This is a genomic window from Synechococcus sp. MIT S9220, from assembly GCF_014304815.1.
Taxonomy (GTDB): domain Bacteria; phylum Cyanobacteriota; class Cyanobacteriia; order PCC-6307; family Cyanobiaceae; genus Synechococcus_C.
This window is the reverse complement of the sequence record NZ_CP047958.1, coordinates 2,222,860-2,236,007: the sequence shown is the minus strand read 5'-3', so window position 1 is coordinate 2,236,007 and position 13,148 is coordinate 2,222,860. Positions and strand designations below refer to the sequence as shown.

Genomic DNA, 13,148 nt, shown 5'->3' with positions numbered 1-13,148 from the left:
CGAAGCGCAGGTGCTCATGGCTACATACCATGGATTCACCTGTCGGGTCGGATGCTCAACGCCACCTCCGAGACGGTTGAAGTGCAGATCCGAAACGGATCCGCTGCACCGGCTTGTGGTCTGGTGGCTCTGCGAGATCGGCCCATCCGTTCAGCCGACGATTACGGCATTGACCTGCCTGGCTGGTTGCGTGAGTGCATCGATCACGTGCCGCCAGGAATTGGTCATAGCTGTCCCACCGATTCAGAGGCTTTGCTCGCAGCGGCCTTCGATTTTGCGTTTCAGCTGCATGAGGGCCAGTTCCGAGCCAGTGGGGACCCTTACATCGTTCATCCTGTGGCGGTGGCTGATCTGCTCAGGGATATCGGTGCCAGCGCCAGTGTGATTGCTGCAGGCTTCCTCCACGATGTGGTGGAGGACACGGACGTTACCCCTGAGCAGCTAGAGAGTCACTTCGGGCCGGAGGTCCGGGAACTGGTGGAGGGAGTCACCAAGCTTGGAGGTCTTCACTTCACCAATCGCACTGAGGCTCAAGCTGAAAACCTGCGCAAGATGTTCCTGGCTATGGCCAGCGATATCCGAGTTGTGCTGGTCAAGCTTGCAGACCGCTTGCACAACATGCGCACGCTTGGGGCGTTGCGCGAGGAAAAGCGCCAGCGCATCGCCCGTGAAACGCGGGAGATTTATGCACCTTTGGCCAATCGGCTTGGCATCGGTCGCTTCAAATGGGAGCTGGAGGATCTGTCCTTCAAGTTGCTCGAGCCGGATGCCTTCAGGGAGATTCAGCAGGAAGTTGCGACCAAGCGCAGCGAGCGCGAGGAACGTTTAGGAGTCACCGTTCAGTTGCTCAGTGATCGATTGGCAGCTGTCGGGCTTGAGAACTGTGAGGTGAGTGGCCGTCCCAAGCACCTCTTCGGCATCTGGACCAAGATGCAGCGGCAGCAAAAAGCCTTCCACGAGATTTACGACGTGGCGGCCCTGAGGATTCTCACCCCCAGTGTTGAGGCTTGTTATCGGGCTCTGGCGGTTGTTCACGACACCTTCCGCCCCATTCCCGGGCGCTTCAAGGACTACATCGGTTTGCCCAAGCCCAATGGCTATCAGTCGTTGCATACGGCTGTGATCGGACGTCATCGTCCGATCGAAGTGCAGATCCGAACATTGGACATGCACCGGGTGGCGGAGTTCGGCATCGCCGCGCACTGGAAATACAAGGAGGGCGGTTCACCAGCCGCTGGTGGAGACACAGAACGCTTCAACTGGTTGCGGCAGCTTGTTGATTGGCAGCAGGAGGGGGGAGCTGACGACCACAACGACTACCTCGCTTCGATTAAGGAAGATCTCTTCGATGAAGAGGTGTTCGTCTTCACTCCTAAAGGCGACGTGCTGGGTTTGCGCAAGGGATCGACGGCCGTGGATTTTGCTTATCGCATTCACTCGGAAGTGGGTAACCACTGCCATGGCGTGCGCATTAACGATCGACTCTCTCCACTGTCGACGCCGCTTCAGAACGGTGATTTTGTGAATGTGCTCACGAGCAAGACGGCGCATCCCAGCCTCGACTGGCTCAACTTCGTGGCGACACCCACGGCGCGTAATCGCATCCGTCAGTGGTACAAGCGCAGCCATCGCGATGAAACGATCGAGCGCGGCAAGGATCTGCTCGAGCGTGAGCTTGGTCGCAGCGGATTCGACTCCCTGCTCAGCAGTGATGCGATGACGCGAGTGGCAGAGCGATGCAACCTCCTCAGTACTGAAGACTTGCTTGCAGCCCTCGGTTTCGGAGCCGTCACCCTGCATCAGGTGCTCAATCGGCTGCGAGAGGAGATCCGCTTGCAGGCCACGATCGCGGAGCCTCCGCTCAGCAATGAGGATGTGGCCCGCCAGCTGGTGCAGCAGGCCGAAACCACCACTCCCCGCTCGACTCATGAGCAACAGGATCCGATCCTCGGTGTGGAAGGGCTCGACTACCGTCTGGGTGGTTGTTGCAGTCCCCTTCCTGGAGAGCCGATTCTGGGCACGGTTGCCCTCGGCAACCACGGGATCACTGTGCATCGTCAGGATTGCTCCAACGTGCAGGCGATTCCGAGTGAACGGCGACTACCTGTGCGCTGGAATCCTGCTTTGGCGAGCAAAAGTCAGCGGTTTCCGGCCCAGTTGCGCATTGAGGTGATCGATCGTGTAGGCATCCTCAAGGACATCCTGATGCGACTCTCCGATGGATGCATCAACGTCAGTGATGCCCGTGTCAAGACCACTCATGGAAGACCGGCGTGTATAGATCTGCGGCTGGAGCTGGCCAGCGCTGATCAGTTGCAGCGCACTATGCATCAGATCCGTTCTATGGCGGATGTGATCGACATTGCACGAACCGGTCAGTGAAGACCTCAGTGCAATGACGGACCTTGGCAAGGTTCATGTCGTGCTGGCGCAGTCTCAGGAGGAGCGGGAAGAGATCTTTTCCTTGCGATATGAAATTTATGTGGAGGAGATGGGAAAGTCTCCTCCAGATGCGGATCATCGTCGTCGCTGGATTCGTGACTCCCTCGACATAGCGGCTCGGTTGTATGGCCTTCGTGATCCTGAGGGCAAATTGGTCGGCACGCTGCGCCTGAATCTGCTTGGTGATCTCGATGACCCCGACAGTCAGCTCCGAGTGATGGCAAGGGCTTTGATGCCCTTGTTAGAGCATGTCTCTTGGAAGTCGATGTCCTACACCTCGAGATTGATGGTTCAGGCGGCGTGCCGAGGTGGCACGGCGCTTGGACTGCTGTTCAACCGCTGTTACGGAGATGCCATCCAGGCTGGAATCCGTCTGGATCTCTGCCACGCCAATCCAGGCTTGGTGGAGTTCTATGAGCAACTGGGATACCGGCGTTTCTGCTCCGGGGTTGACTGGCCAGGGATTGGCTATCAGGTGCCGATGTTGCTGGCTCTCAACGATGGCTCACATCTGAAGATCAGTCGCTCTCCTCTGATGCGTCATCCCCATGCTCGAGTCGCTGAGGATCGCTGGGGTGATGGAGCCTTCTTCTCCAGGCTGTGCGCGACGTATCAGGGGTTGAATCACCGGTTGGTGGAGCCGGATCAATTTTGGGATGAGGTGGGTGCCGCTCTCTGCGATCAGAACAATGGGATTCCTCTTTTCCAGGGGATGCAGGACGATCAGGTGAGAGCACTGCTGAAAACAGGCACTGTTTTGTCATGCCAGGCAGGTGATCGTTTGGTGAGGCAGGGAGATCCCCAGCAGGATTTATTCGTTGTTCTGGAGGGGGTCGCTGAGGTTTGGCGTCAGAAGGACAACGGTGAGCGCCTTTCACTTGCCCTGCTTCGGACCGGTTCGGTTTTCGGAGAGATGGGCTTTCTCGGCCGTCAGCGCCGCAGTGCCGATGTCGTGGCAGTCACTTCCCTGCGCGTCCTGGTGCTGACTCAGAACTTTCTTCGTCGTGCCATCCGATCCCATCCCGAGGCGGCAGCGCTGATGCTGCGTAATTTGTCGATGGTGCTTTCAGAGCGTCTGTCGACAACCACAGATCGTTTGTGGCAGCTCAGTCAATCCCCTTGAGTTCATACATGGCTATGCAGTCCGATTCCTCCGCAGGCTCCTATGACTTCGCTGCTCTGGGAGAAGAGAGTGGAGAGCTGGAGCGCCTGCAGTTGCAGGCTCGACGATCTGCTGAGCTTGAACTTCAGCTGCTTCGGCGCATGGGTCTGAAAGACGGTCTTGATGTACTTGATCTTGCCTGTGGTCCTGGCGTGATCACGCGTTTGATCGCTGAGAGTCATCCATCCAGTCGTGTCACCGCGATGGATCTCAATGAGGCACTGCTGGAGCAGGCGAAGTCTGAAGCAGTTGCCGTCGGCCTGAACACCATCCACTTCGTGCGGGGTGATGTCTATCAACCTCCACTGCCAGAGGCCAGTTTTGATTTCATCTACGCAAGGCTTCTTTTTCAACATCTTGACCAACCGAGTAAGGCACTCGATCAGGTGCGGAGATTGCTGAAACCCGGAGGTTGTCTTTGCATCATGGATATCGATGACGACTGGCTCACTCTGGTCCCGGAGCCTGAAGGGTTTCGTGCTTTCACCCAGGCTGCGGCACGAGCCCAGGCCAAGCAGGGTGGAAACCGACGCATCGGCCGTGAACTTGGAAGGCTGATGCAGCAGTCGGGCTTCGTCAATGTTCACCTGAATGTCGAGACGATCACCTCGCGTCAGTTGGGGATGAGGGCATTTCTTGACATCACTCTCGGTTTCAAGCGACTTCTGCTTCAAGGTGATGAGCTCGAGGCTGCGTTGAGAACGCTTGCGAATGCGGATGCCCTCATTGATGCCCCCGATGCCTGGGCATTGGTTGGAGTCTTTCTGGCAACTGGTGAAGTCAGTTCTGAATGATGAGTTCTTCGAGCTGGTGAGTGAGATGTTCGGAGCGTGGGTATGACTTCGGCGTTCGAGTCCATGAATTGGATGACCCTGAAACTGTTGCTGACCTGGCGTGATCGTCTCTTTGATGATTCAACGGACAAGATTCAGCGTTTGCGCTCTTGCTGGTGAAGCCAACGCAGGCTGAGCCACCAGCCCAGCGCCGCGCAGATGGCCCCTGTGATGCTGGAGCCCAGCAGCAAACGGCTGATCACACTCCAACCCAATTGGCTGAAGCCATCCTGCTGAAGGGCGTCGAAGCCTGGCCATGCGCGACCCGGGCCGAGCATTAGAGCCCCGATCTGGTAGTTGAACCAGTAAAGCGGCAGATAGGTGAAGGGATTGCTGATCCAGGTGCCAGCGGCTGCCAGCAGATGGTTCCCGCGCACCACACTGGCCAGGGCGATTCCCACCAGTGTCTGCAAGCCAAAAATCGGAAAGCAGCCGCAGAAGATGCCGGCTGCGAGTCCACGGGCGCGCTGTCCTGGAGTGCCTTCCTGTTGCCAGATCCATTGCAGACTTCGCTGCAGGCGTCGATGTGCCTTTCTCAGCATCCGGCCCATGGGAGTGTCGGCGGTTCTCGCATCGCATGGAGGATGTGATCGTAGGGAGTGGGGTAGGGGCTGATGTAGCACTGCGATGCATGAGATCAACCTGGAGAGGCAAACGATTGCTGCCGTGGCTACAGCAGTGGCGCCCGGCCAGGGCGGCATCGCGGTGATTCGCCTGTCAGGACCTGATGCTCAACGGGCGGTGAGCGAGATCACTTGCTTCCCTGGTGCACAGCTGTGGGAGAGCCATCGGGTGCTTTACGGCCACGTAATGGCAGCCGATGGAGTGGAGCGACTCGATGAGGTGCTGGTGCTGTTGATGCTGGCCCCGCGCAGTTTCACCGCTGAAGACGTGGTGGAAATCCACTGCCATGGCGGCGTGATGGCAGTGCAGCGGGTGATGGCCCGTGTGCTCGAGCAGCCAGGGATTCGCCGTGCATTGCCCGGTGAATTCAGTCAGAGAGCCGTCCTGAACGGGCGCCTCGATCTCACGCGCGCTGAGGCGATCGGTGATCTGGTGGCTGCCCGCAGTCAGCGTGCTGCGCAGTTGGCCATGGCGGGGGTGGATGGCGGCATTCAGCGCCGGATCCAGCTGTTGCGCGAACGACTGTTGGATCAGCTCAGTGAGCTGGAGGCCCGCGTTGATTTTGAAGAGGATCTGCCAGCTCTCGATGGCCCGGCCTTGCTGAAAGCTTTGCAATCGGTGCGTGACGAGCTGCTGCAACTTGTGGCGGATGGGGAGCGCAGTATCGCCCTGCGTCAGGGGCTGCGTGTGGCGCTCGTCGGCAGGCCTAACGTTGGCAAGAGTTCACTTCTGAATCGGCTGAGTCGGCGGGAGCGAGCCATCGTGACCGATCTGCCTGGAACCACAAGAGACCTGCTGGAAAGCGAAATCGTGCTGGAGGGCGTTCCGATCACGCTGCTCGATACCGCCGGCATCCGCAGCACCAACGATGCCGTTGAGCTGCTCGGCATTGCCCGCAGCCACGACGCTTTGGCCAGTGCCGACCTGGTCGTGCTTTTGTTTGATCTCGTTGACGGCTGGACCGCTGAGGATCAGCTGCTGCGAGAGCAGATCCCAGTTGATGTGCCCCATCTGCTGGTGGGAAACAAGGCTGATCTCAGTGATCTTGCGGCTCCGGCCGATGTGCATCTTTCTGCGGTGACAGGTGTTGGCGAAGCGCAGCTGGTGCAGGCTCTTCTGGAGCGTTGCGGCGCACTCAGCGACGGCTCCCTGCTGCTGGCGCTCAACCAACGACAGGCTGATTTGGCACGGATGGCGGCCGCTGCTCTTGATCGCAGTGAGCAGGTTGCCGCTGATGGACTGCCCTGGGATTTCTGGACGATTGACCTGCGTGAGGCCATTCACAGCCTTGGCGAGATCACAGGAGAAGAGCTCACAGAATCAGTTCTGGATCGTATTTTTTCCCGCTTTTGCATTGGCAAATGAAGTTGGTCAATAAAGCGCTGCAGGTCTGGCCCGAACCGTCGTGCCCGCATGATGGATCCAGGCCTATGAGCGGGTGGTTCCGCAGTGATGAACGTTGAGCAGCCTTTAACGACACCCCGGCTTCAGGCGCAACTTCAGCACTGGCTGGCAGAGGATCTTGGCCGCGGCGATCTCACCGCACCGGCCCTGAGCGGACGGCGGGCTCAGGCGAGCTGGATCGCGAAGCAGGAGGGTGTTTTCTGCGGTGGCAGCCTTGCTCTACAGCTGTTTCGCCTGTTGGATCCCAAGCTCGAGGCCGAGTGCCTGGTGCCCGATGGTGCTGCGGTGCAGTCCGGTGACAAGCTGCTCCGACTCGACGGTCAGGCCACTGCCTTGGTTGGGGCTGAACGGACGGCGCTGAATCTGGCGATGCGTCTTTCTGGCATCGCCACGGCCACAGCGGCCCTGGTGAGAGAACTGCAGGGAAGCGGTGTGCGCCTTGCCGACACGCGCAAGACGACACCAGGCCTGCGCGAACTTGAGAAGTACGCCGTGCGCATGGGTGGGGGTGTCAATCATCGACTGGGCCTGGATGACGCCGCCATGCTCAAGGAAAACCATCTGGCCTGGGCGGGCGGCGTTGAAGCGGCGATTGCCGCTGTGCGGGCCTCAGCTCCATGGCCGGCGCGGGTGATTGTGGAAGCGGAAACGGAGCAGGAAGCTTCGAATGCCGTAATTGCCGGAGCCGATGCTGTGCTGCTGGATGAGTTCACGCCTGAGCAGCTGATCAGCTTGGTGCCCAGGTTGCGCCAGCTGGCGGTGGAGCGGGCTGGCTCCGGGGCTGTGGTCCTCGAAGCCTCCGGGATTCAACCCGGTGATCTGCGTGCCTATGCCGCCACAGGCATCGATCTGATTTCCACCAGTGCTCCGGTCACGCGCAGCTGCTGGCTGGATCTGAGTATGCGTTTCGCACCTGCCGGGGGATGATCAGGGCTTGCTAAGCCCATTGATCCGTCCATGCTCCGCATCGCCAACGCCCTTGAAACACAGTTGCGCGGTGCGATGCAACGGGCGTTCCCCGAGGCCTGGGCTGAGGCGGGGGAAGCTGGCTTGGACCCTCAGCTGGCGCCAGCGAGCAAGCCCGAATTCGGGGATTTCCAGTCCAACGGTGCTCTGCCACTGGCCAAGCCGCTGAAGCAGGCGCCTCGTCAGATCGCCACGGCCATGGTCGAGCAGCTGGAAGCGGATACGGCGTTCTCCGAGCTGTGCCTGGAGCCGCAGATCGCTGGGCCTGGCTTCATCAACCTCACGATCCGACCCGAGCGCCTGGCTGCGGAAGTGGCCTCCCGCCTGGGCGATGAGCGGCTTGGCGTGCCGCCTGCCCAGGGTGCTGCGCCGGTGGTTGTGGACTTCTCCAGTCCCAACATCGCCAAGGAGATGCATGTGGGGCATCTGCGCTCCACGATCATCGGCGACTCCTTGGCTCGGGTGCTGGAGTTTCGTGGGCACCCGGTGTTGCGGCTGAACCATGTGGGCGACTGGGGCACCCAGTTCGGGATGCTGATCACCCATCTCAAGCAGGTGGCTCCTGAAGCGCTCGAGACCGCCGATGCCATCGACCTCGGTGACCTCGTGGCCTTTTATAGGGAGGCCAAAAAACGCTTTGATGACGACGAGGCGTTTCAGATCACATCCCGCGAGGAAGTGGTGAAGCTGCAGGGAGGGGATTCTCTGTCGCTTAAAGCCTGGGGGCTCCTGTGTGACCAGTCGCGGCGCGAGTTCCAGAAGATCTACGACCGGCTCGACATTCGCCTCAGCGAACGAGGTGAGTCGTTTTACAACCCCTTCCTACCGGCGGTGATCGATGGGCTGAAGCAGGTCGATCTGCTGGTCACTGACGACGGGGCAGAGTGCGTCTTCCTGGAAGGGGTCAGCGGCAAGGACGGCAAGCCGCTGCCGGTGATCGTGCAAAAGAGTGATGGGGGCTTCAATTACGCCACAACCGATCTGGCGGCGATTCGTTATCGGTTCGCTGCAGCTCCCGATGGTGATGCAGCCCGCCGGGTGATCTACGTGACCGATTCCGGTCAGGCCAATCACTTTGCGGGAGTGTTCCAGGTGGCCGAACGGGCTGGCTGGATTCCCGATGGCTCTCGCCTGGAGCATGTGCCCTTTGGGTTGGTGCAGGGAGAAGACGGCAAGAAGCTCAAGACCCGGGCCGGTGACACCGTGCGTCTGCGCGATCTGCTCGATGAGGCGGTGGAGCGCGCTGAAGCTGACCTGCGTTCGCGCCTCCAGGACGAAGAGCGCAGTGAGCCTGAAGACTTCATCAATCATGTGGCCAGCACTGTTGGCCTGGCGGCGGTGAAATATGCCGACCTCAGTCAGAACCGGATCACCAACTACCAGTTCTCGTTTGATCGGATGCTGGCCCTCCAGGGCAATACGGCTCCCTACCTGCTCTATGCACTGGTGCGGATCGCCGGCATCGCCCGCAAGGGTGGTGATCTGGATGTCTCAACGGCTCAGCTGCAGTTCAGTGAGCCTCAGGAGTGGGCTCTGGTGCGTGAACTCCTCAAGTTCGATGCCGTGATTGCCGAGGTGGAGGAGGAGCTACTTCCCAATCGACTCTGCAGCTATCTGTTCGAGCTCAGTCAGGTGTTCAACCGCTTTTATGACCAGGTGCCGGTGCTCAAGGCCGACGCCGCTTCGCTGCCCTCGCGTCTAGCCCTTTGCCGTCTCAGCGCTGATACGCTGAAAACAGGACTCGGTCTGCTGGGAATCTCAACTCTGGAGAGGATGTGAGTGGTTCCCCAGTGAGCGTCTCCTCTCTGCCTCGTCTCCTGTTGTTGGCCACCGGTGGCACCATCGCCGGCCGAGCGAGTGACGTGACCTCCCTCAATCACTACTCAGCAGGCGTCATCCCTGCTGAGGAGTTGTTGCAGTCGCTGCCCCAGCTGAAGCAGCTTGCTGCAATTGAGGTGGAGCAGATCGCCAACGTCGACAGTGCTGATCTGACGTTTGATCACTGGCACCGATTGGTGGCGCGCATCCGCGAGGCGTTGACCGTCGATCCTGATCTGGCGGGGGTGGTGATCACCCATGGCACCAACACGCTGGAGGAAACCGCCTGGTTGCTGCAGTTGCTGATCGATGACCCGCGTCCGGTGGTTCTGGTGGGGGCGATGCGGCCTGCAACGGCACTGAGTGCTGATGGTCCGCTCAATCTGTTTCAGGCTATGCAGGTGGCCATAGCGCCGGAGTCCCGTGGGCAGGGGGTGCTTGTGGTGATGGATGGCTGGATCCATGCAGCCTGCGAGGTCACCAAGGTCGCCACTCAGGGGGTTGGTGCCTTTGAAAGCCCTGGTGTCGGCCCCTTGGGTTGGGTGGATGATGCGGGGGTGCACCTGCCTCCAGAGCAGCCAGCACGTCCTGTTCCTTTCTCAGGCCTTCAGCTTGCCGAGACCTGGCCCCAGGTGGCGATCCTGCATGGTTGCGTCGAGCCTCCATCGGCCCTGATTCCTGCCCTGCTTTCGGCCGGCGTCCGGGGTCTGGTGTTCACGGGCACTGGGGCTGGCCAGCTATCGGCGCTTGAACGCTGCGCTCTTGAAGACTGGCCAGGGCCGCTGCCGCTCATGCTGAGGGCTAATCGCTGTGGTTCCGGGCCGGTGCATGGTGATGAGCAATTTGCCCGTCTTGGCCTTTTGCCCGCCGGGCGGCTCAGTCCCCAGAAAGCGCGCGTGCTGTTGTTGCTGGCTCTGATGGCTGGATTGGACAGGGCCCAACTCTCCAACTTGATCTGAACGCTGCTTGCCTGGCTTGACCGTGGCTCATGAGGAACAGCTGTAGTGAGAGATGCCTCCGGCGTTGAAGAATTCCTCCGGTTTCAGTTGGTCGTAGCGGGCCGCTAATTCCAAAGGCAAGGATTCATAGGGTTTGGCGAAGACTTTCTGCAGCTCATGCACCAGGCTGTAGTCACCATGAGCTGCTTGTTCATAAGCCGGTGCAATCAGCCATTCACGCCATGTGATGGCGGGATTGGTGAGCTGCATGGATCTGGATGTCTCGCTCAGGTCGCAGTTGCGTTCCAGTTGATGTCGCCACTGTTGCAACCAATTCATCCAGCGTTGATCAATCTGGTGATCGCTGGGTCGATAAAAGCTCCGCTTCAGGTTTGCCACCTGTTCAGGTATGGCTGAGAGCTCTCGGAACACCATCGTGTAGTCCGCGGCTGAGTCGACGCATAACTGCAGGAGCTCTCCCACCAGTTCTGGGGAGTGGTCGGCAAGGCCAAGCTTGCGTTGCCACATGCTGTCGAGAGCCTCCTGCATCGCGGCTTTAAACCCCTCCTCAAGGCTCTCGAGGCGAGTCATGGCTTCCGGGTGATCCTGTAGTAACGGTTTCAGGGCTGACACGAACGTCTGATAGTTCTTGCCTGCCGCCGCCGGCTGATTGAAGAAGCTGAAATGCATGCCACCACCGGTCCAGGGCTGAAAGCGTGGGTCGAACAGTTCGCAGAATCCGAAGGGTCCGTAATCAAGGGTGAACCCTCCGGCAGCGCAGTTGTCACTGTTGAAGTTGCCCTGGCAGTACCCCACACGGATCCAGTCAGCAACTAATGCCGTTAGGCGTCCGCGGAACAGCCTGGCCAACTCCACCACCTGTTCGTTGCATGGCAACGATGGCTCGATCTCCGCGTGGTAATTCCGATCGATGAGGTGCTCCACGATCATCTGCAGCTCACTCAATGCCTTGGGGTGGCTGTTGTTGCGGGTGCGTCTGGCAAACAGCTCGAGTTGACCCACGCGTAGAAATGATGGCGCCACGCGTGTGGTGATCGCGGCTGGATTGTCGACCAGGATGTCGGGGTCCATCGATGGCGAGTTGCCCGAGTACCAGGGTCGACGCACGTTCTCGTCGTGGGAGACGTAGAGCGTCAGCGAGCGAGACGTGGGAACCCCCAGGGCATGCATGAACTCCTGGGCCAGAAATTCGCGCACGCTGGAGCGCAGCACGGCACGACCGTCAGCGCCACGGCAATAGGGCGTTGGTCCACCGCCCTTTAGCTGCATTTCCCAGCGACGTTCCTGGAAGAGACCCTCGAAGATGGAAATGGCACGACCGTCGCCGTATCCGTTGCCATTGCCGAATGGACATTGCTGATCGTATTCAGTGCCGTAAATCGACAAGGCATAACCGGTGGCCCATCCATAGGGGAGCATCGGCTCGCGACTCACGCTGATGTCGCCGGAGAACAATCGCTGGAAGCCGTCATCCTCTGCCAACTGATCACTGAGTCCCAGCTCTTTGAACAGCTCGTTGCTGTGTGCCACGTACTGCGGTGCTGGCAGAGGTGTTGGTGTAACCGGCACGTAGTGCCCAGATCGCACCTGACGCACCTGGTGATCGTGTCCGTTGACGGTGGCTTCGGGATCCGGTGTGAGTTGGCTCAGCAAGGAGTAATCGACGTGTTCCGCGAACGCGGCGAATGTGTCTGTTGAGGAGGATGCGCTTGAGCTGGCTGGCATCAGGCCGGTGACTGCAGTGTTCCCATCATCGGCATGATTGCCACGACTGTTGGGATGAGATGGAGGTCGATAGCTTGTTGGTTGACCTTCGTTGGCAAGGTTGATGGGTATGACCGCACCGATTCCTTCGCCTTCAGCACGCCCTGAGGTTGAGCGCCTCAGGGGATACAGCGCACCGCTGGAAGGGCGCCGTGGTTTGCTTCGGCTTGATTTCAACGAGAACACGATTGGTCCCAGCCCGGCGGTTGCTGAGGCGCTGCGGGCCTTTCCGGCGGATCAGATTGCGGTCTATCCGGAATACGACGGGTTGCGTGAGGCCGTGATCGCCAATCTGCAGGCGTCGTCGGCCGGGCTCGCCTATCCCCTGTCCATCGAACAGGTGGGGCTCTTCAACGGTGTGGATGCAGCGATTCATGCGGTGATTCACGCCTATGGCGCCCCTGGAGACACCCTGCTCACCACAAGTCCCACCTTTGGTTATTACGCCCCTTGCGCCGGGATGCAGGGGATGGTCGTCGAAGCAGTGCCCCATGTCCTGCCAGGTTTTCGCTTTCCGCTGCAGCAGATCCGCGACTCTCTTGAGCGACGACCACGGATTTTGATGCTTTGCAATCCCAACAACCCCACCGGTACACGCTTGTCGGTGGAGCATGTGCTGGAGTTGGCGGCGTCCGCGCCCGACACGCTCGTGGTGGTGGATGAGCTCTATGAGGCCTTCACGGGAGACAGCGTGTTGCCGACGGTCGATTTCGGGCTGCATTCCAATCTGTTGGTGCTGCGTTCCCTCGCCAAGACATCTGGACTCGCGGGTTTGCGCATCGGTTTCGCGTTCGGGCATGCCGATGTGGTCGATCGGGTCTGCCGCGTGACCGGTCCTTACGACGTGAACAGCCTTGCCGTGACGGCGGCTTTCGCTGCGCTGTCTGACCAGGCCTACACCGATCACTATGTGGCTGAGGTGTTACGCGCTCGCGACTATCTCGTAACGGAATTAACGCAAGCTGGTGCCGCCTTCCATTGCGACGGAGGTAACTACCTGCTGGTATGGCCGCGGCGATCGGCCGAAGAGGTGGAGCAAAAGCTGTGCAGTGCCGGCATCCTGGTGCGCTCCATGGCCGGCAAGCCGCAGCTCGATGGTTCTCTGCGCGTGAGCATCGGCACCCAGGCGCAAATGCAGAGGTTCTGGGAGTGTTACCGAACGCTTGAGCGCTGATT

General features: G+C 59.8%; 10 protein-coding genes. 8 read left to right on the top strand and 2 right to left on the bottom strand.

Features of this window, described 5'->3' with window-relative positions; genetic code table 11:
* The first annotated feature begins 51 nt into the window (after positions 1–51).
* From SynMITS9220_RS12365 to SynMITS9220_RS12355, 3 genes are read left to right on the top strand one after another with little or no spacing between them, the layout of a single operon-like run.
* The gene (locus SynMITS9220_RS12365; protein WP_186989595.1) at positions 52–2,382 is read left to right on the top strand and encodes a bifunctional (p)ppGpp synthetase/guanosine-3',5'-bis(diphosphate) 3'-pyrophosphohydrolase; all 2,331 of its coding nucleotides are present in this window, start codon (positions 52–54) and stop codon (positions 2,380–2,382) included.
* Positions 2,363–3,565 carry a cyclic nucleotide-binding domain-containing protein gene (locus tag SynMITS9220_RS12360; RefSeq protein ID WP_255483122.1) on the top strand — a complete coding sequence of 401 codons (1,203 nt, stop codon included), beginning with the start codon at positions 2,363–2,365 and terminating at the stop codon, positions 3,563–3,565. The genes SynMITS9220_RS12365 and SynMITS9220_RS12360 overlap by 20 nt, the downstream gene beginning before the upstream one ends.
* A gap of 8 nt (positions 3,566–3,573) precedes the next feature.
* On the top strand, positions 3,574–4,398 hold the full coding sequence (locus SynMITS9220_RS12355; protein WP_255483121.1) for a class I SAM-dependent methyltransferase: 825 nt from the start codon (positions 3,574–3,576) through the stop codon (positions 4,396–4,398).
* Positions 4,399–4,532: 134 nt separating this feature from the next.
* Here the strand turns inward: SynMITS9220_RS12355 and SynMITS9220_RS12350 are convergent, their stop codons facing one another.
* Positions 4,533–4,988 carry a DUF2062 domain-containing protein gene (locus SynMITS9220_RS12350; RefSeq protein ID WP_186989593.1) on the bottom strand — a complete coding sequence of 152 codons (456 nt, stop codon included), beginning with the start codon at positions 4,986–4,988 and terminating at the stop codon, positions 4,533–4,535.
* 76 nt (positions 4,989–5,064) lie between these two features.
* Here SynMITS9220_RS12350 and mnmE point away from each other — a divergent pair, with 76 nt between their 5' ends.
* The 4 genes from mnmE to SynMITS9220_RS12330 all read left to right on the top strand — a co-directional run bounded on the left by mnmE (position 5,065) and on the right by SynMITS9220_RS12330 (position 10,208).
* Positions 5,065–6,426 (top strand): tRNA uridine-5-carboxymethylaminomethyl(34) synthesis GTPase MnmE, encoded by a 1,362-nt coding sequence (gene mnmE / locus SynMITS9220_RS12345; protein ID WP_186989591.1) that lies wholly within the window; start codon positions 5,065–5,067, stop codon positions 6,424–6,426.
* Positions 6,427–6,513: 87 nt separating this feature from the next.
* Complete coding sequence (gene nadC / locus SynMITS9220_RS12340) at positions 6,514–7,392, top strand: carboxylating nicotinate-nucleotide diphosphorylase (protein WP_186989589.1); 879 nt, start codon at positions 6,514–6,516, stop codon at positions 7,390–7,392.
* A gap of 30 nt (positions 7,393–7,422) precedes the next feature.
* Positions 7,423–9,210 carry an arginine--tRNA ligase gene (argS, locus tag SynMITS9220_RS12335; RefSeq protein WP_186989587.1) on the top strand — a complete coding sequence of 596 codons (1,788 nt, stop codon included), beginning with the start codon at positions 7,423–7,425 and terminating at the stop codon, positions 9,208–9,210.
* Positions 9,211–9,236: 26 nt separating this feature from the next.
* Positions 9,237–10,208: an asparaginase gene (locus SynMITS9220_RS12330; RefSeq protein ID WP_186992223.1), complete on the top strand. Its 972-nt coding sequence runs from the start codon at positions 9,237–9,239 to the stop codon at positions 10,206–10,208.
* Positions 10,209–10,235: 27 nt separating this feature from the next.
* Here SynMITS9220_RS12330 and SynMITS9220_RS12325 read toward each other — a convergent pair whose 3' ends face one another.
* Complete coding sequence (locus SynMITS9220_RS12325; RefSeq protein ID WP_186989585.1) at positions 10,236–11,933, bottom strand: protein adenylyltransferase SelO family protein; 1,698 nt, start codon at positions 11,931–11,933, stop codon at positions 10,236–10,238.
* A 109-nt stretch (positions 11,934–12,042) separates the two neighbouring features.
* Here SynMITS9220_RS12325 and SynMITS9220_RS12320 point away from each other — a divergent pair, with 109 nt between their 5' ends.
* The gene (locus SynMITS9220_RS12320; RefSeq protein WP_186989583.1) at positions 12,043–13,146 is read left to right on the top strand and encodes a histidinol-phosphate transaminase; all 1,104 of its coding nucleotides are present in this window, start codon (positions 12,043–12,045) and stop codon (positions 13,144–13,146) included.
* The last annotated feature ends 2 nt before the right edge of the window (positions 13,147–13,148 follow it).

Coding starts and splice junctions, on each gene's coding strand:
- argS (WP_186989587.1), top strand. CDS start 7,423: ATGCTCCGCATCGCCAACGCCCTTGAAACACAGTTGCGCGGTGCGATG.
- SynMITS9220_RS12355 (WP_255483121.1), top strand. CDS start 3,574: ATGGCTATGCAGTCCGATTCCTCCGCAGGCTCCTATGACTTCGCTGCT.
- SynMITS9220_RS12350 (WP_186989593.1), bottom strand. CDS start 4,988: ATGGGCCGGATGCTGAGAAAGGCACATCGACGCCTGCAGCGAAGTCTG.
- SynMITS9220_RS12365 (WP_186989595.1), top strand. CDS start 52: ATGCTCAACGCCACCTCCGAGACGGTTGAAGTGCAGATCCGAAACGGA.
- nadC (WP_186989589.1), top strand. CDS start 6,514: ATGAACGTTGAGCAGCCTTTAACGACACCCCGGCTTCAGGCGCAACTT.
- mnmE (WP_186989591.1), top strand. CDS start 5,065: ATGCATGAGATCAACCTGGAGAGGCAAACGATTGCTGCCGTGGCTACA.
- SynMITS9220_RS12325 (WP_186989585.1), bottom strand. CDS start 11,933: ATGCCAGCCAGCTCAAGCGCATCCTCCTCAACAGACACATTCGCCGCG.
- SynMITS9220_RS12320 (WP_186989583.1), top strand. CDS start 12,043: ATGACCGCACCGATTCCTTCGCCTTCAGCACGCCCTGAGGTTGAGCGC.